Source organism: Rhizobium sp. CFBP 13644, from assembly GCF_014842165.1.
Lineage (GTDB): Bacteria > Pseudomonadota > Alphaproteobacteria > Rhizobiales > Rhizobiaceae > Agrobacterium > Agrobacterium tumefaciens_C.
Genome location: NZ_JACYVF010000007.1, coordinates 64,071 through 88,762, shown reverse-complemented (window position 1 = coordinate 88,762; position 24,692 = coordinate 64,071). Strand labels below are relative to the sequence as shown.

Annotated in this window: 23 protein-coding genes and 1 riboswitch; of the genes, 18 read left to right on the top strand and 5 right to left on the bottom strand. The window is 56.2% G+C overall.

Annotated features, from left to right (window positions below):
* Nucleotides 1–31: 31 nt before the first annotated feature.
* The 5 genes from IFT53_RS17095 to IFT53_RS17075 all read left to right on the top strand — a co-directional run bounded on the left by IFT53_RS17095 (nucleotide 32) and on the right by IFT53_RS17075 (nucleotide 5,263).
* Nucleotides 32–1,567 (top strand): ABC transporter substrate-binding protein, encoded by a 1,536-nt coding sequence (locus tag IFT53_RS17095; protein WP_192067724.1) that lies wholly within the window; start codon nucleotides 32–34, stop codon nucleotides 1,565–1,567.
* 86 nt (nucleotides 1,568–1,653) lie between these two features.
* On the top strand, nucleotides 1,654–2,661 hold the full coding sequence (locus IFT53_RS17090; RefSeq protein WP_192067722.1) for an ABC transporter permease: 1,008 nt from the start codon (nucleotides 1,654–1,656) through the stop codon (nucleotides 2,659–2,661).
* Entirely contained in the window at nucleotides 2,654–3,541 is an 888-nt protein-coding gene (locus IFT53_RS17085; protein ID WP_192067720.1) for an ABC transporter permease, read from the top strand. Before IFT53_RS17090 ends, IFT53_RS17085 begins: the two co-directional genes overlap by 8 nt.
* Nucleotides 3,538–4,407, top strand: coding sequence for an ABC transporter ATP-binding protein (locus IFT53_RS17080; protein WP_192067718.1), 870 nt, complete (start codon nucleotides 3,538–3,540; stop codon nucleotides 4,405–4,407). The genes IFT53_RS17085 and IFT53_RS17080 overlap by 4 nt, the downstream gene beginning before the upstream one ends.
* A 1-nt stretch (nucleotide 4,408) precedes the next feature.
* Nucleotides 4,409–5,263: an ATP-binding cassette domain-containing protein gene (locus IFT53_RS17075; RefSeq protein WP_192067716.1), complete on the top strand. Its 855-nt coding sequence runs from the start codon at nucleotides 4,409–4,411 to the stop codon at nucleotides 5,261–5,263.
* Nucleotides 5,264–5,580: 317 nt separating this feature from the next.
* Here IFT53_RS17075 and IFT53_RS17070 read toward each other — a convergent pair whose 3' ends face one another.
* Complete coding sequence (locus tag IFT53_RS17070) at nucleotides 5,581–5,940, bottom strand: hypothetical protein (protein WP_192067758.1); 360 nt, start codon at nucleotides 5,938–5,940, stop codon at nucleotides 5,581–5,583.
* Here IFT53_RS17070 and IFT53_RS17065 point away from each other — a divergent pair.
* From IFT53_RS17065 to IFT53_RS17035, 7 genes are read left to right on the top strand one after another with little or no spacing between them, the layout of a single operon-like run.
* Nucleotides 5,872–8,184, top strand: coding sequence for a bifunctional salicylyl-CoA 5-hydroxylase/oxidoreductase (locus IFT53_RS17065; RefSeq protein ID WP_192067715.1), 2,313 nt, complete (start codon nucleotides 5,872–5,874; stop codon nucleotides 8,182–8,184). The genes IFT53_RS17070 and IFT53_RS17065 overlap by 69 nt on opposite strands.
* Before the next feature lie 7 nt (nucleotides 8,185–8,191).
* Nucleotides 8,192–8,980 carry an SDR family NAD(P)-dependent oxidoreductase gene (locus IFT53_RS17060; protein ID WP_192067713.1) on the top strand — a complete coding sequence of 263 codons (789 nt, stop codon included), beginning with the start codon at nucleotides 8,192–8,194 and terminating at the stop codon, nucleotides 8,978–8,980.
* 23 nt (nucleotides 8,981–9,003) lie between these two features.
* On the top strand, nucleotides 9,004–9,423 hold the full coding sequence (locus IFT53_RS17055) for an acyl-CoA thioesterase (RefSeq protein ID WP_192067711.1): 420 nt from the start codon (nucleotides 9,004–9,006) through the stop codon (nucleotides 9,421–9,423).
* The gene (locus IFT53_RS17050; protein WP_192067752.1) at nucleotides 9,416–9,811 is read left to right on the top strand and encodes a RidA family protein; all 396 of its coding nucleotides are present in this window, start codon (nucleotides 9,416–9,418) and stop codon (nucleotides 9,809–9,811) included. The genes IFT53_RS17055 and IFT53_RS17050 overlap by 8 nt, the downstream gene beginning before the upstream one ends.
* A 28-nt stretch (nucleotides 9,812–9,839) precedes the next feature.
* Nucleotides 9,840–10,268, top strand: coding sequence for a cupin domain-containing protein (locus IFT53_RS17045; protein WP_192067710.1), 429 nt, complete (start codon nucleotides 9,840–9,842; stop codon nucleotides 10,266–10,268).
* On the top strand, nucleotides 10,265–11,113 hold the full coding sequence (locus IFT53_RS17040; protein ID WP_192067708.1) for a fumarylacetoacetate hydrolase family protein: 849 nt from the start codon (nucleotides 10,265–10,267) through the stop codon (nucleotides 11,111–11,113). Before IFT53_RS17045 ends, IFT53_RS17040 begins: the two co-directional genes overlap by 4 nt.
* 2 nt (nucleotides 11,114–11,115) lie before the next feature.
* Nucleotides 11,116–11,898, top strand: a complete 783-nt coding sequence (locus IFT53_RS17035; protein WP_192067706.1) for an SDR family NAD(P)-dependent oxidoreductase — start codon at nucleotides 11,116–11,118, stop codon at nucleotides 11,896–11,898.
* 1,246 nt (nucleotides 11,899–13,144) lie between these two features.
* Here the strand turns inward: IFT53_RS17035 and IFT53_RS17030 are convergent.
* Entirely contained in the window at nucleotides 13,145–14,182 is a 1,038-nt protein-coding gene (locus IFT53_RS17030) for a zinc-dependent alcohol dehydrogenase family protein (RefSeq protein WP_192067705.1), read from the bottom strand.
* A 275-nt stretch (nucleotides 14,183–14,457) separates the two neighbouring features.
* On the bottom strand, nucleotides 14,458–15,363 hold the full coding sequence (locus tag IFT53_RS17025) for a helix-turn-helix domain-containing protein (RefSeq protein ID WP_197980283.1): 906 nt from the start codon (nucleotides 15,361–15,363) through the stop codon (nucleotides 14,458–14,460).
* Between the two features lie 1,052 nt (nucleotides 15,364–16,415).
* On the opposite strand from IFT53_RS17025, the gene IFT53_RS17020 reads away from it, so the two are divergent.
* From IFT53_RS17020 to IFT53_RS17000, 5 genes are all read left to right on the top strand, one after another.
* On the top strand, nucleotides 16,416–16,697 hold the full coding sequence (locus IFT53_RS17020) for a metal/formaldehyde-sensitive transcriptional repressor (protein ID WP_192067701.1): 282 nt from the start codon (nucleotides 16,416–16,418) through the stop codon (nucleotides 16,695–16,697).
* Between the two features lie 26 nt (nucleotides 16,698–16,723).
* Complete coding sequence (locus IFT53_RS17015) at nucleotides 16,724–17,836, top strand: S-(hydroxymethyl)glutathione dehydrogenase/class III alcohol dehydrogenase (protein WP_192067699.1); 1,113 nt, start codon at nucleotides 16,724–16,726, stop codon at nucleotides 17,834–17,836.
* Nucleotides 17,837–18,178: 342 nt separating this feature from the next.
* A riboswitch (Fluoride riboswitch) is annotated at nucleotides 18,179–18,255 on the top strand.
* Nucleotides 18,256–18,341: 86 nt separating this feature from the next.
* Entirely contained in the window at nucleotides 18,342–20,159 is a 1,818-nt protein-coding gene (locus tag IFT53_RS17010; protein ID WP_062450620.1) for a voltage-gated chloride channel family protein, read from the top strand.
* A 13-nt stretch (nucleotides 20,160–20,172) separates the two neighbouring features.
* Entirely contained in the window at nucleotides 20,173–20,562 is a 390-nt protein-coding gene (gene crcB / locus IFT53_RS17005; protein WP_062450619.1) for a fluoride efflux transporter CrcB, read from the top strand.
* Nucleotides 20,559–20,996 (top strand): EamA family transporter, encoded by a 438-nt coding sequence (locus tag IFT53_RS17000; RefSeq protein WP_062450618.1) that lies wholly within the window; start codon nucleotides 20,559–20,561, stop codon nucleotides 20,994–20,996. The genes crcB and IFT53_RS17000 overlap by 4 nt, the downstream gene beginning before the upstream one ends.
* A gap of 922 nt (nucleotides 20,997–21,918) precedes the next feature.
* Here IFT53_RS17000 and IFT53_RS16995 read toward each other — a convergent pair.
* Nucleotides 21,919–22,896 (bottom strand): malate dehydrogenase, encoded by a 978-nt coding sequence (locus tag IFT53_RS16995; protein ID WP_234791237.1) that lies wholly within the window; start codon nucleotides 22,894–22,896, stop codon nucleotides 21,919–21,921.
* Nucleotides 22,897–22,920: 24 nt separating this feature from the next.
* The gene (locus IFT53_RS16990) at nucleotides 22,921–23,682 is read right to left on the bottom strand and encodes a substrate-binding domain-containing protein (protein WP_082453456.1); all 762 of its coding nucleotides are present in this window, start codon (nucleotides 23,680–23,682) and stop codon (nucleotides 22,921–22,923) included.
* 127 nt (nucleotides 23,683–23,809) lie between these two features.
* On the opposite strand from IFT53_RS16990, the gene IFT53_RS16985 reads away from it, so the two are divergent.
* Nucleotides 23,810–24,688, top strand: coding sequence for a LysR family transcriptional regulator (locus IFT53_RS16985; RefSeq protein ID WP_062450617.1), 879 nt, complete (start codon nucleotides 23,810–23,812; stop codon nucleotides 24,686–24,688).
* The last annotated feature ends 4 nt before the right edge of the window (nucleotides 24,689–24,692 follow it).

The following is a 24,692-nucleotide window of genomic DNA, read 5'->3' as shown; positions in this document are numbered from 1 at the left end:
TCTTCACCATGGGGAACTACGGAGTCTTGACATGATTGATTTCACACGCCGCGGGGCGCTCGGGCTCGGTGCAGGTACCGTATTGACTGCTATTCTGGGTGGGCATCTCAAGGTCGAGGCGGCCAGCCCGACGACTTTGACGATAGCATTCAACTCTAACCTACCTTCATTTGATGGAACCGTCGGGCCTTCGGCTGTAAACCCGGCCATTCAGGCCATCTACAGGTCCATATTCGACCAATATATTGGACAGGCACGAGATCTTTCCTTTCAGCCGGGGTTGCTGACAGCATGGGGTTGGAATGACGACAAAACGAAGGTCTGGATGGACGTCCGTTCCGGCGTAAAATGGCATGACGGCACGCCTTTGACGCCAGGCGATATCGTTTGGTCACTGGAACGGGCCGCCAAACCGGAAACGGGAAATCCGGTTTCGAGCGTATGGGCTTCCATGGATAATTTCGGTATCGATGGTCAACGTATCACCGCCGATGTCAAAAATTTCGATCCCACCATATTCAAATGGATGGCATTCCTGACCGGCTATGTGCTGCCCAAAGCCTATTACGAAAAGGTCGGAGCATCGGGCTTTGAAAAGAAACCGATCGGCACCGGACCATATATGATCGATGCTTATGAGGGTAACGCATTTCTCAGGCTCAAGGCAAATCCCGACTACTGGGGAGACAAACCGGCTTTTGAGACGGTTATCTTCAAATTCGTCACCGATGCTACCAGTCGCGTTGCAGAAATCGAATCCGGCTCGTCCGATGTGACCCTTGAAGTTCCCTACGAGGAATTCGACAGGCTCAAATCAAAATCCGGCCTCTCTGGCGTTTCCACGCCCATCTCTGACATTGGCATGATTTTCATCACCAATTCGGGCGTGATGTTGGACAAGAACGTTCGCCTTGCTGCGCATCATGCCATCGACAAGGAAACGATTATCAAGAGGCTGCTGCGCGGTTACGGCATCCCCATCAACACGCTGGAAGCGCCACAATACGCCGCTTACGATCCTTCCATCAAAGTCGAGTACGACCCGAAGAAAGCCACGGAACTGCTCGCGGCTTCCGGCTATTCCAAGGACAAACCGGCAAAGTTCACGATACAGACCACACGCGGATTGAAGCCCAAGGATTATGAAATGGTCCAGGCCATTGTCGGTATGTGGCGCAAGATCGGAATTGAAGCCGAGATCGAAGTTTACGAGGTGGCCAAGCATTTTGAGCTGCGTGCCTCTCACAAGCTCGCGCCAGCCGCCTTCTACAATTGGGGAAATGCCATCGGCGATCCGACGACCTCGACCGGCTTTGCCATGTTCTCCAAGTCTCCCCACTCAGCGTGGAAAAGCGACGATGTCGACGCAAGGATCGGTCCGCTGTGGGGTGAAAAGGATGAAGCGAAACGGATCGAAGGCTGGAAGGCGGTGGACAAGTACATTGCTGACGAGGGTTACGTCATTCCGCTTCTGCAATATGTTCAGCCTATCGTTTTCAAATCCGGTTTGAAAATTGCCCCCAATGTGTCTAGCGCCCTGCAACCGGTGCTGATCAGCAAGGCTTGATTTTCCCAGCTGCCGGGGCGGCTCTGCCGTCCCGGACTTTTTCCCATTCATAAAAGGCTGTGGCGTGCTGCCATGCCGGGTGCCCAATGACCTTAATTCGTCTGCTCAACAAGATACTGTCGGCGGTATTCACGCTTTTCGGCGTCGGTGTTATCATTTTCTGTCTGCTCCGCATTGTTCCAGGTGACCCTATCGCGATGATGATCTCACCAAGTGCGACGCCGGGCGACATAGCGGCCCTGCGTGCAACTTATGGTCTTGATCTGGGCCTCTTCCAGCAATTTCTCATCTGGTTTCAATCCATCGTACAGGGAGATTTCGGCACATCGATTTCATTGCGTCGTGATGTGGTGGAACTGATCGTAGAACGCCTGCCTGCCACGCTTGAACTGGCTTTTGCAGCGCTGATTTTTGGCACAATTTCAGGTGGTACGATTGCGGTTATAGCAACACTCTGTCGCCGCACCTGGCTGGAGCCGGTTCTGGAGTTCTTTAACGGACTGTTTCTCGCCGTACCGGATTTTGTGTGGGCTTTGGCACTTGTTCTTTTGCTCGGCGTTTTCTTTCCCATTCTGCCGCTTTCGGGAAGGCTTGACCCATCAAGTTCCCTTGAGTTCACCACCTCATTTTATCTGGTGGAAAGCCTACTTAGGCTTGATCTCCATACCTTCACAGACCTTGTCGCACATATGACGATGCCTGTTCTGGCACTGGGGCTACCGCTTGCTTCGGTCATTGCGCGGACATTGAAAGAATCGCTAACGGAAACGATGGTTCAGGACTATGTTCTTCTGGCGCGGCTGAAAGGCATGTCGTCATTGTGCCTCGTTTTTCAGGAAGCATTGCGCAATGCCGTCGGCCCAACACTGACGTTAACAGGCGTCCAGTTCACATTCATGATCGGCGGAACGGTGATCGTGGAGCGGATTTTCTCCTATCCGGGCCTTGGCAATATGGCCATCGATTCGGTCGTCAATCGTGACCTGCCGTTGATACAGGGGATCGTTCTGGTATTCGGCACGCTTTTCATCGCAATCAACATTATCACAGACCAAATAGCCACTCTTCTCGATCCGAGGCAGTCTCATGGCTGAAACAACTCTTACACTTGTTCACACAACACCCATTGCCAAAACAGTGCGCAGCCTGCTGCGCGAGCCGCGGGTTGTCATCGGCGGTGGGTTTATCTTGCTTCTAATTCTCATCGCTATTTTTGCCCCCATGATTGCCCCCAAAGACCCGCTTGAGCAGGATCTGATGCTAGGCACATTGCCGCCCATCACTGTTGAGGGTGCAGAACCCGGATACTGGCTCGGCACCGACGATCTGGGCCGTGATGTGCTCTCCCGCATCATTTACGGTACGCGCATCGCATTCACTGTGGCTTTCGTCGCTGCCACGTTCTCTGCCCTGATCGGCACCGCGCTCGGTCTTGCCGCAGGTTTCTACGGTGGCTGGACGGACAGGATCGTGTCGCGGCTGGTCGATATCTGGATGGCATTTCCACCTGTCCTCTTGTCCGTGTTGCTGGTCGCGGTGTTTGGATCCGGCTTGCATTCGGTCATCGCCGCCATCGTCATCATCGACTGGACGCGCTTCTGCCGCGTCGTGCGCGCCGAAACCATGCGGCAGGCCAGCCTCGATTACGTCACTGCCGCGGAAACGCTTGGTTTTTCCCGTATCTATATCTTGCTCAAGGAAATCCTTCCGAATGTGGCTCCTGTGCTTGTGGCACTTGTCAGTCTGGAAATGGGGATAGCGGTAACCGTCGAGGCCATTCTGTCCTTTGTCGGTCTGTCCCTGTCTTCAGACACGCCCACATGGGGCGGCATGATTGCGCAGGGTCGCCAGATCATCTATCAGGGCTGGTGGGTTCTGGTCTTTCCTCTCTCTGCACTGTTCGCAACCGTGCTAGCCTTCAACCAGCTTGGCAATGGCCTACGAATAGCGCTTGATCCGGTGATGCGCCGATGACGACCTCTCTTCTTTCCATTGAATCGCTCAACGCCATTTCAACTCGCGATGCGAACCAGCCGGTTTTGCGCAATGTTACGCTGTATCTGAGACCGGGCGAAGTGCGGGGCCTCGTCGGCGAATCCGGCGCGGGCAAATCCACAATTGCCAAAGCCTTGCTTGGCATACTTCCCGCAACAGTGAAGATCACGGGTGGTTCGATACGTTTCGAAGACCGCAATCTCCTGACGCTCGCCCCTCGTGACCTGCGTAACATCATGGGCCGCGACATCACGCTTATTCCTCAGGATCCACAAACTGCTCTTAACCCTGCCCGTCAGATTGAAGCCCAACTGACGGACGGTTTACGGTTACGGTTGGGCATGAACAAAAAGCAGGCACATCAACGTGCTTTGGAGTTGTTGGATGAGGTACAGATACGCGATCCAGACCGGGTGATGCGATCTTATCCGCATCAGCTTTCCGGCGGCATGCGGCAGCGTATTCTCATTGCTGCGGCATTCTCACTCGGCCCGAAACTGGTCGTAGCCGATGAGCCAACCACAGCGCTTGATGTAACAGTCCAAAAAGAAGTTCTGCGCCTTATTCGGCGCATGCAGCAGGCACATGGAACCGCAGTGATTTTCGTTACGCACGATCTCGGTGTTGTGGCAAAAATATGTGACAGCGTAACCCTGCTTTATGCGGGAAAAGTGATCGAAGATGGCCCGACAGCGAGCATTCTTCAAAATCCGAGACACTCCTATACACGCGCTCTGATCGCCGCTGGTCCGCGATACGACAAACCGAATGCAGGACTTGAGCCCGTTCCGGAAGAGATTTTCCGTCAATTACGCCGTGAAATCGGTATGTCCGAAAGAGGCTGACATGAGTGAAACGAAAGACGCCTTTCTTCTGGACGCCCGCGGCATTGAAGTCACCTATGGCGCGGGCAAGGGTCTGTTTGGCGCGAAAAGTGGTGGTGTGCGTGTCCTTCACGGCGTCGACATTGCCATCCGCCGGGGCGAGGCCGTCGGAATCGTCGGCGAAAGCGGGTCTGGCAAGACGACACTCGGTCGGGCGTTGTTACGTCTCGTTCCCGCTTCAGCGGGAACTATCACCTTTGACGGACAGAATATTACGACGCTTCCGGCACATCATATGCGTCCCTTGAGACGGCGAATGCAAATGATCTTCCAGGACCCCATGGCCTCGCTCAATCCACGCCAATCAATTGGTAAAATATTGTCCGGGCCTGTGCTGTTGCACGGCCTTGCTGAAAACAGGCATGATGCAACGATACAGGTTAAGGCGATGCTGGATCGTGTCTCTTTACCTTCAGCAGTATTGGAGCGCAGTCCACATGAATTGTCTGGAGGCCAGCGGCAGCGGATCGGGATTGCCCGTGCAGCCTTGCTGAAACCGGATTTCGTATTGGCAGATGAAATCGTTTCGGGACTGGATGTCTCAACACAGGCGATGGTTCTCAATCTTTTGAAAGAACTGTCGCGTGAAATGGGCCTTGCCATGGCCTTTATCAGCCATGACCTATCCGTCATTCGCGCAATCTGCGACAGGGTCTATGTCTTACGCTTTGGAAAAGTGGTGGAAGAAGGTCCTTGCGCTACCATCTTTGACAATCCCCATTCCGAATACACCCGCCATTTGCTGGATGCGATACCGCTGCCGGAAATCGATTCTGACTGGCTTTCCGAAAACCCAATAAGCCAGGCTGCAGGGTAAAATACGCATGACACCAAACGCATCGAAAACTCTGCCTGACCTGGTCGGCATCGATCATATAGGACACACCGTATCCAACCTCGATGAAACTATTGCAGTTTTCGCCGGTGTCCTCGGATGTCCGAAAGTCTTGATCTCAGGTCCGATCAGTTACGACGACGCACGCTCTCGGCGTTCACCCGCGCAGCCGGACGGATCGAGCGTGTAGCAATGATCCGAAGCGGTCACGGCTCCTGTCCGTGGTCGAATGATTTGAGCCTTTTCGGGGCTTTGAAAGATTAAACCACATCTGTCTAAAAAGCGCTGATGCCGGACATTCAGGCACCACCTTGTCCTTTGTCGATTACGTCCAAGAATCCCCCCAACTTCAGAGACGCAGTATCACCGCGGCTAGAACTGGCTGGAATTAGACGCTCTATCGCGAGGCGGTAGAAGGCGCTTGCCGACTGATTTCTATCGTCGCGGGCGATACCCGCAACAGTTTGCTTTAAATATAAAATATTTTCAGAAAAGGCGGTCTTTCGATTGACAGCATGCACTTTGAAAATTACTTTAACCTTCAAATAAAAATCCACGCTTGTGGAAATGAAATAACCACGGAGGGTTACATGCGTATCGTCTGTATCGGTGGAGGCCCGGCTGGCCTTTATTTCAGCCTTTTGATGAAAAAACTTCACCCCGACCATCACATCAGCGTGGTCGAACGCAATCGGCCTTATGACACTTTTGGCTGGGGCGTTGTTTTTTCAGACCAAACGATGGCATCCATGCAGGCATGGGACAAGGAAAGTGCTGACGAAATTCAGCAGGCCTTTAATCATTGGGACGACATCGAAGTCTTGTTCAAAGGCACGCGCCAACGCACCAGCGGTCACGGCTTTGTCGGCATCGGTCGTAAAAAGCTGCTGAATATCCTTCAGCGCCGTTGTGAAGCCCTTGGCGTCGAACTGGTCTTTGAAACAGAGGCGAGCGGCGACCAGGATTTCCCCGATGCAGACCTCGTAATTGCTTCAGACGGTTTCAATTCAAAAGTTCGCAACCGCTATCCCGAAGTTTTCGAACCCGATCTCGTCACCCGCCCTAACCGTTTTATCTGGCTTGGCACCAACAAGCTTTTTGACGCCTTCACCTTCGACTTCCGCAAAACGGATCACGGCTGGTTTCAGGCTCATGTTTACAAGTTCGACGAGAACACGTCCACCTTCATCGTGGAAACCACCGAAAAGGCCTATGAGGAACACGGGCTTGGTCAGATGGACCAGCAGGAATCCATCGATTTTTGCCAGAACCTTTTCTCCGAGGTTCTCGAAGGCTCAGAACTGATGACCAATGCCCGCCATCTGCGTGGCAGCGCCTGGCTGAACTTCAACCGGCTGATCTGTGGCAAATGGAGCCATTTTAACGGCAACTCCCACGTGGTGTTGATGGGCGACGCTGCCCATACTGCCCACTTCGCCATCGGCTCAGGCACGAAGCTTGCCATAGACGACGCCATAGAGCTTGCCAATCAGTTCAACAAGGCCGACCATCGTAAAGAGAGCATTCCCGGAGTTCTCAAGACATATGAGGAAATCCGCCGGGTCGATGTAGCACGCATTCAGAATGCTGCCCGTAATGCGATGGAATGGTTCGAGGTCGTCGGCGAACGTTATGCCGATACTTTGCCGCCGGAACAATTCATGTATTCCATGCTGACACGATCACAACGCATCAGTCATGAGAACTTGCGACTTCGCGATAAAGAATGGCTCGAAGGCTATGAACGTTGGTTCGCACGACAGTCGGGCCTTACAGTCAAGGATGACGAGCGGTGCCTCCCGCCCATGTTCACGCCGTATACGCTTCGCGGCACCACTCTGGCCAACCGTATCGTGGTTTCGCCTATGGCGATGTATTCAGCAACGGATGGCATGCTGGATGACTTCTATATGGTGCATTTGGGTGCTCGCGCCATGGGTGGTGCAGGCCTCGTATTTGCCGAGATGACCTGCGTTTCGCCAGACGCCCGCATAACCCCGGGCTGCCTCGGTCTTTGGAACGATGAGCAGGCTAAGGGCTGGAAGCGTCTTGTGGATTTCGCCCATTCCAGCAGTGCGGCAAAAGTGGGAATTCAGATTGGTCATGCGGGGCGCAAGGGTGCGACGAAACTCGCCTGGGAAGGCATAGACCAGCCACTTGAGGAAAATGCATGGCCGCTGCTTTCTGCCTCCGCCCTGCCCTATCTGAAACACAGCGTCGTGCCGAAAGCGATGGACCGTGCAGATATGGATCGTGTCAAGGCCGACTTCATTGCCACCACCAGACGAGCCGCAGAAGCAGGCGCAGACTGGCTGGAACTCCATTGTGCCCACGGTTATCTGCTGTCCAGCTTCTTGTCGCCACTGACAAACCTGCGTGACGACGAGTATGGTGGCAGCTATGAAAACCGCGCACGCTATCCATTGGAAGTGTTTGCTGCCGTGCGTGAGGTTTGGCCGCAGGACAAACCGATCTCTGTGCGTCTATCCTGCCACGACTGGACTGATGGCGGCAATACGCCGGAAGACGCGGCAATATTTGCCCGAATGTTCAAGGATGCTGGCGCTGACCTCATCGACTGCTCATCCGGTCAGGTTTCCAAGGAAGAGAAGCCAGTCTACGGTCGTCTGTTCCAGACACCGTTCTCTGACAAGATTCGCAATGAGATTGGCGTTCCGACAATCGCAGTTGGGGCGATTTCAGAAGCAGATCATGCCAATTCAATCATTTCGGCAGGACGAGCTGACCTTTGTGCAATAGCCCGACCTCACCTTGCAGACCCCGCGTGGGCTTTACACGAGGCGGCAAAAATTGGTCTGAAATCCGTGACCTGGCCTAAACAGTATATGTCAGCGAAATATCAGTACGAAGCCAATCTTGACCGCGCAACAACTGCAAAATGAGGCCGTGATGTTGAGTGTTGAACCCTTGAGAGGACATCACGCGCTCGTCACCGGTGCCGGAAGCGGCATCGGCACGGCCATTGCCATGACGCTGGCCAAGGCGGGGGCCAAGGTCACACTCGCCGGTCGTCGTCGTCAGCCGCTGGAGGATGTGGCCGCTGCCATTGGCGGTAACAGTCTGGTGCTGGATGGTTTCGATGTCACCCAGCCCGACGCGATTGCCAAGGGCATGGAGACAGCACACACAACATTCGGGCCTGTTTCCATCCTTGTCAACAATGCTGGGGAAGCGCCGAGTGCGTCCTTCGAGAAGACGTCTCTCGACATGTGGAGCCATGTGCTCTCTGTCGATCTCACCGGCGTGTTCAACGTAACACAGGCAGCGCTTGCCGATCTGAAAAGCCATGGCACCGGTGCCCGCATCATCAACATCGCCTCCACGGCGGGTTTGACGGGTTACGCCTATGTCTCTGCCTACTGCGCCGCCAAGCATGGCGTCATCGGCATGACGCGGGCATTGGCGCTGGAACTGGCTAAGAAGGGTGTGACGGTCAACGCCGTCTGCCCCGGTTTTACCGACACCCCGATCATCCAGCACTCGCTGGAAACCATCATGGAAAAGACCGGCCGCAGCCGTGATGAGGCTTTGGCCGAGTTCACCAAGTCGAACCCGCAAGGCCGCCTCATCCAGCCGCAGGAAGTGGCCGATACCGTGCTCTGGCTTGCCTCACCTGGGGCAGGTTCCATCACCGGGCAGGCCATTGCGGTTGCCGGCGGCGAAGTCATGGTTGGTTGAGCGAGAAAGAAGCGAGAAGACATATGCCCTTTACCCATTCCAAGCCGATGCGTTTTGGCGATTGCGATCTGACCGGGATCGCCTACCATCCGGCCTATCTCTCCATGCTGGTCGACGTCAACGAAGCCATGTTCGCGTCCTTCGACGTGACATGGAAAGAAATCATGTTCGAGCGCAAACTGGGCTTGCCGACCGTGACCATGAACCTCGAATTCAAGAAACCCGCCGTCTACGGCGATGTGCTGGATTTCGCCGTCCATGTGCGCTCCATAGGTCGCGCCTCGCTCGATCTGGAAACTTTCGTCACGGTGCGCGGCGACATCATCTGGACAGTGCGCCAGCGCATCGTGATGACCTCACTGACCGACCATAAATCCCATCCCTGGCCCGACGATATTCGCGCAGGCCTGACACGTTATCTGGAGCCAAGACATGATGCATGAAATCATCCAACCCGACGGTTGGGCAAAGCCCATCGGCTATTCGAACGGCATCAGCGCCCGTGGACGCATCGTTCAGGTCGGCGGACAGATTGGTTGGGATGCGCATTGCCAGTTCCATTCCGATGACTTCGTTGATCAGGTCCGCCAGACGCTTTTGAACATCGTCAGCGTGCTGGAAGCCGCCAATGCCAAGCCCGAGCATCTCATTCAGATGACATGGTACTTCACCGATCGTGAAGCCTACAAATCCCGCATGCGGGACATCGGTGCCGTCTACCGCGAGATCATCGGTCGTCATTTTCCGCCCATGGCCGCCGTACAAGTCGTGGCGCTGATGGAAGATCGCGCCAAGATCGAGATCCAGTCGCTCGCCGTGGTTCCCGACTGATTTCAAGTTCAAAGAGGAGGAGAATTCGATGACCAGCAAAGTCATGCCCGTGATTACCCGCAAGGGACAGGAAGACACAGGAACCGGCCAGTCCGGCGGTTGCGTGCGCATATCCGGCGTCAGCCCACAGCACACGCCTGCCACCAAAATCTGGTTCGGCAAGGTCTCGAACGATCCCGGCTATCGTTCCTTTCCCCACCACCACGGAGAGGCCGAGACCGGCGGATACGTGCTGAAGGGCAAGGCCCGCATTTATTTCGGCGAGAACTGGCAGGAGTTTCTTGACATGGAAGAAGGCGACTTCATCTTCGTGCCGCCCAACTGGCCGCATATCGAAGTCAACATGTCCACCACAGAGGAACTGGTCTGGCTGACGACGCGCACGCCCGACAATATCGTGGTCAATCTGCCCGACGTTGACGACAGTGCTCTGGTTGGCTTCAGGAGAGCAGAATGAAACTGTTGAGACTAGGCGCCCTTGGCGCTGAAAAGCCAGCACTTCTGGCTGATGACGGCACATTGCGCGATCTTTCCGGCATCGTCTCCGACATTGCAGGCGAAACGCTGGATGATGAGGCTCTAAACCGCATCCGCAGCATCGATCCCGCAAGCCTGCCGCTCGTATCGGCTGACCGCGTGGGTGCCTGCGTCGGCAATGTCGGCAAGTTCATCTGCGTCGGCCTGAACTATGCCGATCACGCCAAGGAGACCGGCAAGGAGCCGCCTCCAGAGCCGATCCTGTTCATGAAGGCAACGACCGCCGTTGTCGGCCCGAATGACGATGTCGAGATACCCCGCAGCTCCGCCAAGACCGACTGGGAGGTCGAGCTTGGCGTGGTCATCGGCAAACGCGCCAAATATGTCAGCGAAGCCGATGCGCTATCCCATGTCGCCGGTTATTGCGTGGTCAATGATGTGTCCGAGCGCGCCTTCCAGTCGGAGCGCGGCGGGCAATGGACCAAAGGGAAAAGCCACGATACGTTTGGCCCCATCGGCCCATGGCTGGTCACCCGTGATGAGGTTGCCGATCCACAAAACCTGTCGCTTTGGCTCGATGTGGACGGCCAGCGCCGCCAGACCGGCAACACCTCCACCATGATCTTCGGTGTCGCCCATCTCGTCAGCTATATCAGCCAGTTCATGACGCTGATGCCGGGTGATGTCATCGCCACCGGCACTCCGCCGGGCGTCGGCATGGGCATCAAGCCAACGCCCGTCTTCCTGCAAGCCGGTCAGGTCATGAAGCTCGGAATCGAAGGTCTGGGCGAGCAGCGCCAGACGACCATAGCAGCGAGGGACTGACCATGAGCAATCTCAAAGGCCGTCTAGCCATCGTGACCGGCGGTGCACGCGGACAGGGCGAAGCCGAAGCACGGCTGTTCGCTTCCAAAGGCGCTACCGTCATCATCGCCGATGTTCTGGCCGACGAAGGCCGCGCCTTGGCGCAGGCCTTGCAGGATGACGGGTTCGAAGCCCGCTTCGTCCATCTGGATGTGACCGATCCCGCAAGCTGGGCGGGCGTGGTTGCTCTCGCTACCGAGTGGAAAGGCCGCATCGACATTCTTGTGAATAATGCGGGTATTATCAATCGTTCGACAGTTGCCACAACTGGTCTGGAAGCATGGGAACGCGTGCTGAAGGTGAACCTGACGGGCGCATTCCTCGGCATTCAGGCGGTAACCGACTGCATGGCGGGAAGCGGTGGCGGCTCCATCATCAACATTTCCTCCAACAGCGGCTTTTCCGGCCATTACGACCCCGCCTATACCGCCAGTAAATGGGGCCTGCGCGGCCTGACCCGCAGTGCGGCCATGGAGCTGGTTTCGAAAAACATCCGCGTCAATGCCGTCTGCCCGGGCCTCGTGGTCACCGGCCTCAACGCCAGCAGCCCGCATTTGAAACCGATGATCGAGATGACGCCGATGAAGCGCAGCGGAAAACCGGAAGAGATTGCCGAACTCGTGCTGTTTCTGGCGTCCGACGCATCCAGCTTCATCACCGGCGAGGATTTCGTCATCGATGGCGGCTTTACCGCTGGCGCCGCCTATCGGCAAGTCGCAGTACAGACAGGTATTTTCGACCAGTGACCAGATACTGTTGAGGTGATCGGAGCCTCAGCAGTTGGGACGTTTTATGGGTCGAGCGAATCTTACTCAGCACCGTCTCGTCGTACGTATCGATTTCTCAAAAAATAGCTCGAATTACAACCCACGTCTTGTCTGACGGCGCGGGTCCGAAACCTAATATCTGCCCCAAATAACCTGCTGTGTATCATTAGCCAACGCGGCCAAATCGGAGCGCGGAAGCTAGTACCTTCTTGCGCCACTTCCACAAGTGGTTCACCCCATTCTTCGGTAGCCTCAAACTATGTCTTCTCGGTTTGGATGGCTTGAATGTAGAGACGACGCAAAGTGTCCGCAAAGACCGGGTATCAAAAGCCGCAGTAAATCTCTGAGACCAAGCGCGAGGATATTAAGCGTAATAGAGGCATAACTACTTGACCCTCCTCCTTCTGGTTTCACCCTACCAAGGTGACCTGCTCATGTGCTTGCCAGAATGTGTTTTATGTCTAAAAAGACAACCTCGACCGCTCATGACAACCATGCCGATCTCAACTTCTGTCATTTAGCGGCTTGCCGGTGCTTTTGGAAATCGTCATTGGTAAAAGTAGTTTCGGGCAGAAATAACCCATAACGAGCGTTCTGAAATCTCGGCGGAAAAGTCATGATACTGACCAACGACGTGTTTCAGACATGATGTCAAGAACGAGGGTGCGGATCAGCAACATTTAGCCGATCGCGGCGAGCGCCCGGCGTGTTGTCAGCGAATAGGCGCTGACTTTCCTGCAGGGGATGGCCGACGTCGCGACCGTCTGTCATGGTGGTAATGTCTGTTTCGCCACTGGATGCGGGGTCTCGGCATTTTTGGGACGGTCGAGCAAAATTTTGCTGCGTCAAAAGGATTTGGCGAGCCACGCGCTATCGATGGAATCAATGAACATGCCCAAACCGAACTGCTCCGATCTGGTCCGCTTGAGTATGGTCGCGTCACCTTTTTACCGTTTCGGGCTGGGCTGAGGATAGGTCAAAGTGAAACAAGTGGAATTGGTGCCGAATATCGCGAAAGTTCGTTGATTGAGGCCTTATTCAGATCGTCGGAGTGATTTTTTTCAACTGAGACAACTGCTTTAATCATTACAGCCAAAAACCGGTGGAAAGTATGTGAGGTGATTGGCACCACCAACGCGGCGCGTTTTCTCCGACCCGACGCGTGCCGGGCCGCATGTTCGTAATTCTGGCGTCGAAATGTCGTGGGCGGGGACCCTACCAGTTCTTAAGCGGCCAAAATAACCTTCATTGCCTTTTCGCGTGCGGCATTGCCGAAGACTTCGTAGGCGTCGAGAATCTCATCGAGCCTGAAGCGATGCGTGATGAGCTTGCTGGGGTCGAACTTGCCGGTCTTTACGGTTTTCAGCAACATCGGCGTCGTGTTGGTGTTCACCAGCCCCATCGAGATTTTGATATTCTTGATCCAGAGGTCTTCGATACGGAGCTCCACCGGCTTTCCGTGAACGCCGACATTGGCGATATTGCCGCCAGCCGAAACGATCTTCTGGCAAATATCGAATGTCGCTGGAACACCAACAGCCTCGATCGCCACATCGACGCCTTGGCCTTTGGTCAGCTCCAAGACCCGTGACGCTGCGTCCTCCTCGCCGACCTGAACCGTGTCGGTTGCACCGAATTGCCGGGCAAGGGCCAGACGCGCCGGATCCATATCAATCATTATGATTTGGCCGGGCGAATAAAACTGCGCCGTCAGCAACGCCGACATGCCGACAGGTCCCGCACCGACGATAGCGATGGTATCGCCCGGCTTAACGCCACCCGCCTGTACCCCGATTTCCAGTCCAGTTGGCACGATGTCCGATAGCATCACCAGCGCTTCCTCATCCGCGCCTTGCGGGATCGGATACAAGGAGTTATCGCCATGGCGAATTCGGACATATTCGGCCTGGGTGCCGTCGATCGTGTTGCCGAGTTGCCAACCGCCGTCATCGCAATGGGAATAAAGCTGCCGTTTGCAGTTCGGGCAGGAACCGCAGGACGTAATACACGAAATGAGCACCGCATCACCTTTGCAAAAGTTGCGGACCGCACCGCCCACATCGTCAACGATACCGACACCTTCGTGGCCGAGTGTACGTCCTTCGGTGACACTCGGCACATCGCCCTTCAGAATATGCAGGTCGCTGCCACAGATCGTCGTCTTCATAATTTTCACGATGACATCTGTTGCCTCCTGGACCACCGGTTTCGGTTTTTCGACCCAGTCCTTCTTGCCCGGTCCGTAGTAAACAAGCGCCTTCATCAGATCCTCCCGTGGGGTCATACCCCTGAGCATGTTGTTGCAGAGATCACACAAACCCGTCTCCTGTCCGGATAGCGAGATGCTAATCGGCATCCGCCGTCAGTCTAAGCGAGTATTGCGGGAACCGGCTAGGTGATGCGTGATCCTTCCAGGAAGTCGGTGATCGTAATCGGAAGAAATCGCCCTGTATCCTCAGATCAGCTGCCGAAACGGATCAGCCATCTCACTTCCGGATCGAAAAGCGTCTGTGGAGACTGCACATGAACGGATTGGCGTCACATGCGCCCGGGTCGGCTGCGCAATGTCTGATGGGGTGTTTCACCGAACCGCTGTCGATAACAGGCGCTCATCACGGTGAGGTTGACATATCCCCTCCCAGCCGCAATGGAGGAAACGGTCTGTCCAGGCGCAGCCTCCTTGAGCGCCGTACGAAGGCCATCGAGACGGCAGGCTGTGAGGTAGTCATGCGGCGTGATGCCACGAAACCGCCGGAAGCCCTCGGAAAGGCTGCGACTCGAAATACCGAGTTGCGCAGCAACTTCCATGACTGAAGGCGCTTCATGGGCATGTTCCTCCATCAACCGCTCCGCCTCGCGCACATATCTAGGTGCAGCACTGCGCGCGCCGGTTTCAAGGTTGAGACCGGAACACTCAGCCCAGCCGCGCAGCAGCTCGAGGCACAAGGTTTCTTCGATCCGTTTCTCGATCAACGGGTTGGCGACGCTATCGCTCCGGGCGTCCACCGATCGGGTCGCGTAGTCGAGAAGCGAAAGCCAGGCTGACTGGCCGCGACCAAAGATCAGACGCTTTTTCCAAAGATCGTCTTCGGGCACGAAACCGTACCAACGTTGCGCCGTTTCCTCCATGATCGCGTGGGGTATGGTCAGGTTGAACTGGAGATCGTCACCATCCGCCACGTTCCAATACTCCGTGCGGCTGCAGTCGACGACATAACTGTCACCGGGTCTGGTGTCGACCCTGGAGCCATCGCTCAGAGGATGACACACACTTCCGCGCATGGTGTTGACCACGATGATGTTGCCTGAGGACGGGTCGAATTCATCTGCTTTCGTCGGCACTCCGAAGCAGAACCGGCTCAGAACGATCTGGCCAACCGACAGTGTGCGCAAAGTGGCATTCGGATCGGAACCTTCAACCAAAGGCCGCGTGGAAAGCGGCATATAGACTCGCTGGCAGAAGGCATTTACATCCGCCCACTCCCTGGAAGAGTTTAGTTTTCCGCTTAGGAGCGGCTGGCCTTGCGCATCGTAAAGCAGCGCACTTTCCAGCAATTTGCATCCCTCCCTATTTGCGGCAATAATGCCTGAAATTCGCGATAATTCAATCAACAACAACACTTGACCGTCCAAGCATCACAGCATGTCAGCGCGGGTTGAGAGGGCGGGGTGGGAAGTGAAGGGCTCGCCGCAGCTGATACCAGCCGGCCCCGATGCGGAACAATGCTCGCGTATATCTCTGGCCCGGATGGTATCATCCATCGAGCTGATGTAGCCGCCTGTTCAACAATCTCTCGTCGTGTGACGCGTCTTCGGTACGGAAAAGATGAACTTTGTGTAGGTTTTACCGTCCGTTGCTACTAGCCCCTACGCCCCACTGGGTCTTTCCCGGAAAGATCGATCCAGGCGAAGGATACCGTCAATAGCGTCCTTGCGTTCAAAGCGACTATTACGGTTCGTCTGTATCTGGCTGGCAACTTGTTTTTTCTCAGAGTTACCTCATTCGCGATCAGAGTAAGGATCCCGGAAGAAGGCATTATACCGACTTGAAGGGACTCGAACCTACGACCAGTTTGGATAATTGACACCAAGGTGCTGAATATATGTGATAATATCCTACATCATATATAGATGAGGAGCTTAGTCCGGGCCGCTCAATCGTTCTTCGCCTTGAAGGGAGCTGAACCGCCGACCTGTAAATACTCACGCTAACAGTTCGGTTAGTTCAGTGGCCAATGTCGCCTTTCCTCGTACGGAATCTCCTACTCAGCATAGCCACTGTCACAGTGAATGATGGGCATGGGGCACTGTAACGTTAGGATACAATGCGCTCATCTTTCCGACACTGGCTGGCCCTTGCGCTGGTTCTTGTGGGGCTTTCTCCATTACAGCCTGCATTCAAGGGTAACCCCATGTATGCTCGCTATCACCGGCATACTGCCAGCAGTATGTTGACATACTCCCCCCAGTATGAGAGTTCAGCTCAAGGAGAGCGCATGCCGTACTCGATGGAAGACAAAAAGAAGGCAACGACCCGCCTGAGGCGGATCAAGGGCCAGGTCGAAGCACTGGAACGCGCCGTTGAGGCTGGGACGGAATGCCGGCTTCTCCTACAGCAGATCGCTGCGATGCGGGGTGCTGCCGGCGGACTGATGGCTGAGGTCCTGGAGATCCACCTGCGCGAAACGATGGGCTCTCCCGAGCAAGCGCACCAACCATCGGTCTCCGACGACCAGATGGACGACATCATGAAAATCCTGCGGGCCTATCTCAAATAGGCAGCAGCCGAACGAGGATATGCAAAATGAAGAGCAGAGCCGCAGTCGCTTGGGAGGCCAACAAACCTCTCACGATCGAGACCATCGAGATCGGCGGTCCAAGAACCGGCGAAGTGCTGGTTGAGGTGATGGCAACAGGTGTTTGCCACACCGACGCCTATACGCTGTCCGGGCTCGACTCCGAGGGCAAATTTCCTGCGATCCTCGGACACGAGGGTGCTGGCATCGTACGGGAAGTCGGCGCAGGCGTCACGTCGCTCAAGGTTGGAGATCACGTCATCCCGCTTTATACGCCAGAATGCCGGCAATGCAAAACCTGCCTGTCACAGCGCTCGAACCTGTGCACGTCGATCCGCTCGACCCAAGGCCGGGGTCTGATGCCTGACAACACGTCGCGTTTCTCCTGCGATAGTGGCGAGATCTTCCACTATATGGGGTGTTCGACCTTCTCGAACTTCACCGTATTGCCAGAAATCGCGCTCGCGAAAATTCGCGAAGATGCGCCCTTCGACAAGATCTGCTATATCGGTTGCGGCGTCACCACGGGCATTGGAGCGGTTATCTACACTGCCAAGGTTCGTCCAGGCTCGACGGTCGTCGTCTTTGGTCTCGGCGGTATTGGCCTAAACGTGATCCAGGGCGCTCGCATGGTCGGCGCCGACAAGATCATTGGTGTCGACCTCAACCCCGCCAAAGTGACGATGGCAAAGAAGTTCGGCATGACTGACTTCATCAACCCTTCTGAGGTCGGCAATGACAAAGTCGTCCAGGCGATCCAGGACCTGACGGACGGCGGCGCCGATTACACCTTCGATGCCACCGGCAATGTCAATGTCATGCGCCAGGCTCTGGAAGCTGCCCATCGCGGTTGGGGTGAATCGATCATCATCGGTGTCGCCGAGGCCGGCAAGGAAATCTCCACCCGACCGTTCCAGCTGGTCACCGGCCGTACCTGGAAGGGCTCGGCCTTTGGCGGTGCGCGCGGTCGCACTGACGTGCCGAAGATCGTCGACTGGTACATGGATGGCAAGATCAACATCGATGACCTGATCACCCACAAGATGCCGCTTGAGGAAATCAACACGGCCTTCGAGCTGATGCACGAAGGCAAATCGATCCGCTCGGTGATAGAGTTCTAGCCATCAATCTCGTCATGAATAACGGGCCGCACGGGCCCGCTATTTACCCATCCGGCAGCCATCTACAAGACAGTTGCAGACCTCTCATTGCTCTTGAAAGGAAACGAACCCGCAACCTACAATTCCTAAAATATCTATCACGCTGACTATCCGTGATAACGTCTTTTGTCATGGATCGAATCCAACGGCCCTAATCCTCGGATAACGGGGCAAGGATATGTGCTGAGATAAATCGGTATCACTTAAAAAACTGCGTTCAGGCGAAGATGTGGCCAGCGTGCCAAGCAATCCCGCTCACCATGGTGAGTGGGATTGACATTATTCGGATCAATTGGCTATTGAAATGACAACGGTAATGGATTCTGCCGGGCATTACGCCGAACCGCTTCCCCGATGAAGCTGATGACTCCTACTCAACGCGCAACACGCGAAGGAGTAGAGTCGTGCCTAGAATTCTGTACCTGTCCTCCAAGACGAAATGTGACCTTGCGGGAGCGTCCATCTGATGGCGTTTTCTGCATTTTTCGGTCTTCGTATCGCCCAGGTTCGCGGCCTCGCGAAATGGATCCTGATCGTCGTCCCGATGGCTGTTGCCGTCGGGTCGCTCGTTGCCGTGTTTCTGTGGAGCCTCGACAGGGCAACCGAGCTTCGCTTCGAATTTCCCTGGCTGATCTACGGCATGCCGGTCGCAGGCTTTGCGATGGTCTGGGCCTACCAGAAATTCGGCAAGTCGGCTGAAGCCGGCAACAACCTGATTGTAGACCAGATCCACGAGCCGGGCGGTGGTGTGCCGCTGCGCATGGCGCCCTTCATCCTTGTGACCACGGTGCTCACCCATTTGGTCGGCGGCTCGGCCGGTCGCGAGGGCACGGCAGTCCAGCTCGGCGGCAGCCTTGCCAGCGCCTTTGGCAAAGTCTTCAAACTGGCGCCCGGCGACGTGCGTATCCTCTTGATGGCAGGGATTGCCGCAGGCTTCGGCGCTGTCTTCGGCACGCCGATCGCCGGCGCGATCTTTGCGCTGGAGGTGCTGACCATCGGACGCATGCAGTACGAGGCTTTGTTGCCCGCCTTGCTTGCCGCCATTGTTGCCGACTGGACCTGTCATGCCTGGGGGATCGGCCACACCCATTATGCCATCGCCTATCTCGGCGGCGTTGGCGAAGCTGTCGGCTTCCACCTCGATGCGGTCCTACTGCTCAAGGTGGTCATTGCCGGCGTGGCTTTTGGTCTGGCCGCGCATTTCTTCGCCGAGCTTTCCCATTTGGCATCATCAGCTTACAAGGCGATCTTGCCCTATGCGCCGCTGCGTCCGGTGCTCGCCAGCGCGATATTGCTGGGCCTTGTCTACATGCTCGGTACGCGGGAATATCTCGGTCTGGGTGTCTGGTCGCCCAATCCCGACGATGCGACGATCCTTGGCTTTTTCCTTCCCGATCACGTGGATTACTGGAGCTGGGCCTGGAAGGCGCTGTTCACGATCGTCACATTAAGCGCCGGTTTCAAGGGCGGCGAGGTCACACCGCTGTTCTTCATCGGCGCAGGTCTCGGCAGTGCGCTGGCCGGTGTTCTCGGCGCACCGGTCGATCTTTTTGCGGCGCTTGGCTTCGTGGCCGTCTTCGCCGGCGCCACTAATACGCCGCTGGCTTGCATGATCATGGGGATTGAGCTCTTCGGCGCCACCTATTCGGTCTACCTCGCTGTCGCCTGCTTCGTTGCCTATCTGTGCAGTGGCCATTCCAGCATCTACCTGTCGCAGCGCGTCGGCGTTCCGAAAACGGCTGCCGCCAACGATATTCCTCCCGACATCTCGGTTCGCCACATGCGTGACATGCAGACTCAGAGCCTCGGCGATCTCGTCGGAAAGGTCCGTCTACGGTCACTTGCTACCACCGCAACACTCAATGAAAGGCCCGCCGTCGTGACGCAACACAAGCTGCATTCTACCGAAATCGGCATGGTCCGTATCTACATGAAGCCGCGTGAGAAGGCGCCCGGCAAGGGCGGTTGGTTCGGATCGAAGCCTCTTTACCGGGAATTGGTCCTGCAGGCGAAGTCGGCCGGCATCATGAATGCCGTCGCGCACCATACGCATTTTGGCTATTCGAACAGCGGTAAGCTTCAGGACGAGGGCTTCGAGATCCCCAATCCGGATCTGACTATGTGCGTCGAGATGATTGCATCACGCGACCAGCTTGAGGAATTCTGCCGGACCCATGGCGCGCTGCTGAAACACAAGGTGATCGTCTACAAGCACCTGGAACAGTGGGATGTCGTCCATCACGACGTTGAGGCGGCAGAAGCGCTCAAGGTCACGACATCCTGAAGGAGGCGCGATCTTGGTTTATCTGATCGTTTTCCTTGGCGCAGGTATCGGTGGTGTTTTCCGGCACGCCGTCAACATGGGAGCGGCGCGCCTGTTCGGCTTCGGCTTTCCCTACGGCACACTCACCGTCAATGTTGTCGGCTCCGTCGTCATGGGCCTGCTCACGGAATTTTTCGTGTTTCGCTCTGGCCTGCCGCAGGAGTTGCGCCTGTTTCTGACAACCGGGCTACTTGGCGGATTCACCACCTTTTCGACTTTCTCGCTAGATGCCGTTACCCTGTGGGAACGCGGGCAATGGGATGTTGCTGCCGGATATGTCGCTCTTTCGCTGGTCCTGTCGATGGCGGGACTTTTTGTCGGCCTCATGCTGATCCGGATGGCCGGACATGGACAAGCCGCATGAAAATCTTCCTTACAAGCTGGCCGTTCTGGGCCCTCCTTTCGGCCGGCTTTGCAGCCCTGACGGCGATCTTCGCCAAGATCGGCGTCGAAAACGTCAATTCCGACTTCGCCACCTTCATTCGCACCATCGTCATCCTGCTGGCCGCTGGCGCGATGGTCTATATCACCGGAAATTGGCAGGAGCCGTCGACGGTCTCGACCAGAAGCTGGCTATTTCTTGTACTTTCCGGTTTTGCCACGGGCGCATCCTGGATTTGCTACTTCCGGGCGCTGAAGCTTGGTGACGCCGCCCGCGTCGCGCCGATCGACAAGCTGTCCGTGGTGTTCGTGTCCATTTTCGCTGTGCTGTTCCTCGGTGAACGTCTGACCCTGCCGAACTGGCTCGGTGTCGTGATGATCGCGGGAGGAGCCGTGCTCGTCGCCTACAGGGCTTAAGACCGTCAAAAAACTTCAAGGGGGAGGAATGCACGATGTTGAAGGTGTCGTTTTGCATTTAATCGTGAGATTCCAGTCCTAACAGTTTCAGTAAGATAGCCCGGCACTTAATTTGAGACTTGGCATTTAATTTGAGACTCTGGCTTCTCTTTGGCACTTAATGTGAGATTCGCCGCCAGGAAAATATGGCTGTTTACGGCCACGCCTCATTGGATTTGCGAGAGACCGATTGTCGTCAATGGCCTTGCAGCCATGTGATTACAGACACATGCCGCTACCAATGGTCATCAAAGCCCGTCGTGCTGCTTCGACGTGGCTGCAATTCTGTCCTGCGTGCCTCGGTTCTGATCAGCCCCATATTTTCGGAGGCGATGGCGACACGCGACTAGAATCTCCTGGTTTATCCACGGGTGCGGATTACGCGACCGTTGCCCACGTGCCACCGCGGAATTACTGCCTTCGCTCAGCCACGGCTTGTCGGCCAGCATGTCTGCACCTCTTGCGCTTATGACCTGCGGCGGGCGTCCAAGGTGCCGGTGACAATTGAAGCGCAATACTTTGAACAGATAATCAATCGTTCTATCGGTACAGTGGCGAATATCCTTGCGACGAACAATCCGCCGAAATGGCCTTGGCGACGAGATTTGATCGCAGTTCTACCGACTCGGTTTCCAGCCGGATACGCTTGTTCGAGCGCTTCATTCCCGACGACGCCTATCTGGATGAGGGCTTCGTCCTTCCCATTCGGCGGTCAAAGCGGATTATGAAAGATAAAATCGAACCGGCCCGTCAAACTGCAGCTCGCTGATCGTCGTGGTGGCATTCGCCTCTTCTGAGGCTGGCGCCTATTCTCCAAAATTAGGCGGAGAATAGGCGTGCAATCTCCGCACATCTTTTGTGCCAGCCTCCGCATCCCGCGATATCAGGATAAAGCGTCGCGCTCGCCGACAAGCTCTTCTATCGTTTTGTCCAGCATACTTTTCTGAAACCCGTCCAGATCGAGACCTTCAACGACGCTATAGTCACCGTCCTTGCACATCACAGGTACGCCACACACCAGCCCTTCCGGTATGCCATACTGCCCCTGCGATATAACAGCCATCGATGTCCAGCGCCCATCTGTACCACACATCCAATCACGCATCTGATCGATCGCTGCATTGGCGGCAGATGCTGCAGAGGACGCGCCCCGCGCCTCTATGATCGTAGTGCCCCGCCTTGCGACCTCAGGGATCAGCACCTCCTTGTACCAATGGTCGTCGCCGATGGTCTCGGATAAGGGCCTGCCGGCAGCCGTTGCGTAGGTCCAGTCGGCAAACATGGTCGGCGAGTGATTGCCCCAGACCACGAGCCTGTCGATGTCGCCGACGCCACAGCCGGCCTTGCGCGCCAGTTGGGTCAACGCCCTGTTGTGATCAAGCCGGATCATCGAGCTGACCTGCCTTGGGTTAAAGTCTGGCGCATTGGCGATCAGGATGGAAGCGTTGGTGTTGGCCGGATTGCCAACGACCAGAATTCTAGCTTGTCGTCCGGCGACCTCGTTGATCGCCCTCCCCTGCACCTTAAAGATCTCTGCATTCGCTGCAAGCAGGTCTCGCCGTTCCATTCCCTTTGACCGCGGCCGGGACCCGACCAAAAACGCTGCGTCGACACCGTCAAACGCTTGCCGAGGATCGTCGGTCGTGACGATGTTGTGCAGCAGCGGAAAGGCGCAGTCTTCCAGTTCCATGACGACGCCGCGTACGGCGTCCTGGGCTTGAGGCAAATCGAGCAGCCGCAGTTCGATCGGCTGCGACTTGCCATAAAGGTCGCCATTCGCCAATCGAAACAGCAGGGAATAGCAGATCTGGCCGGCAGCACCGGTCACGGCGATCTTTTTGGGAGTGGATTGCATTGTCATTATCTTTCCGGAGACGGGATAGGGTTATTTCGAGGGCGTGGTCCAGCCGGCCTTGGCAAAGATCGCCTTGGCCTCGGTGCCCTGAAGGAATTGCGAAAACGCCTTGGCGTCGGCATTCTTGCCTCCGCGCTCGGTCAGCACGATCCCGGTGTCTCGGTAGATGCGATAGTCCGGTTCGACCTCTACGACGTCTGCGAGTTCTGGGTTGGCGACCTGCCAGATATTCCAGATGATCCAGGCATCGAAGGACTTGTCCTCGGTCCAGGCCTTCTTGGCTTCGGCACTGTTGGCGGCAAAGGTCCTGATGTTGGCGCGAAGGGCCTTCACCTTCTCGATGTCACCGGTCCGGCCGGCCATGTCTTCCCAAAGACCGTTCTGCCCGGCACCATTGACGACAAGCACCTTATGGCCGGGTTTGAAGAGATCAGCGAGGCCGGTGATCTTCTCCGGGTTCCCCGGACGCACCAGGATCGCGGATGGGCGCAGGTAGAGCGGCACGACATCAGCGTCCTTGATCTGGCCGTCCATCGCCTTCACGAAATCCGACATCATCGTCTCGGAGCCGCTGAAGATCAGGTCAGAGTTGTCTTTAGCGTTGCTGATCCATTGCGGCGTCGGGCCGGCGGTGACGATCACCTTGTTGCCGGAGCTTTTCTCGAAGGCGGCTGCCGCCTCCTTCATGGCAGGGAATGGTCCACCGGGACCATAGACGTGGATATCGGCGGCAAGCGTTGGTGCTGTCGTGGCGAAAAGCATCGCCGCGCCGGTGATGATGGATTTCAGCATGGTATTTCCTCCGTGTCTGGTTGGAAGGAAACTAGCGGGATCCAGCATCAGTTCCATCGCATAATTTTGCTACGAACATTCGGAAAAATCGATTATAACTCGGAGCAAATTCAAGGCTGCTATCCTCATGACCCTCGACCAGTTGCGCATCTTCGCCGAAGTCGCCCGCCAACAGCATATCACCAAGGCTGCCAAAGCGATGAACATGACGCAGTCGGCCGTCAGTGCTGCGGTCATCGCGCTTGAGGAGCGCCACGGCGTGGCTTTGTTCGACCGGATCGGACGTTCTATCGTCCTAAACCAAACCGGAACGATCTTTCTCGAACATGCACTTCAGGTCTTGGCCGAAGCGAAAGCCGCCGAGTCTGCACTAAGCGACCTGGCGGGACTTTTGCGCGGGGAATTGTCGGTTATGGCGAGCCAGACTGTTGGCGCCTATTGGCTGCCCTCCAGGCTAGCGAAGTTTCACACACGCTATCCTGGTCTCGGTCTCGACGTCGGGATCGGCAATACCGAGGCGGTAGGCGACGCGGTTGAGGCAGGGCGGGTTGAGCTCGGCGTTGTAGAGGGCGCGGTCGACAGACCGGCCTTGTCGTCGCGCATGATCGCCACGGATGAGATGATCCTCGTCGTGTCGCCAACTCATCCATGGGCCAAAGGCAAAAAGCTCGGAAAGGCCGATTTTGAAGACGCGACATGGGTTCTTCGCGAACCCGGATCGGGAACACGGCTCGCCTTCGAGACGATGATGACGAAAGAGAAATTGAAGCTGCAGGCGTTGAACGTTGCAATTGTCCTGCCCGGAAACGAGGCCGTGCTCGGCGCAGTCGAGGCCGGCATGGGGGCAACACTGACATCGCGAAGTGCTGCCCAGACCGAACTCAACAGCGGCCTGCTGGTCGAGGCCAATGCTTCTCCGCTTCCGCGCCCATTCTTCCTGCTCCGGCATAAGGAGCGGTATCGCTCCAAGGCGGCCGATGCGTTCGAAGCCCTGTTGTCGGAATAGACAC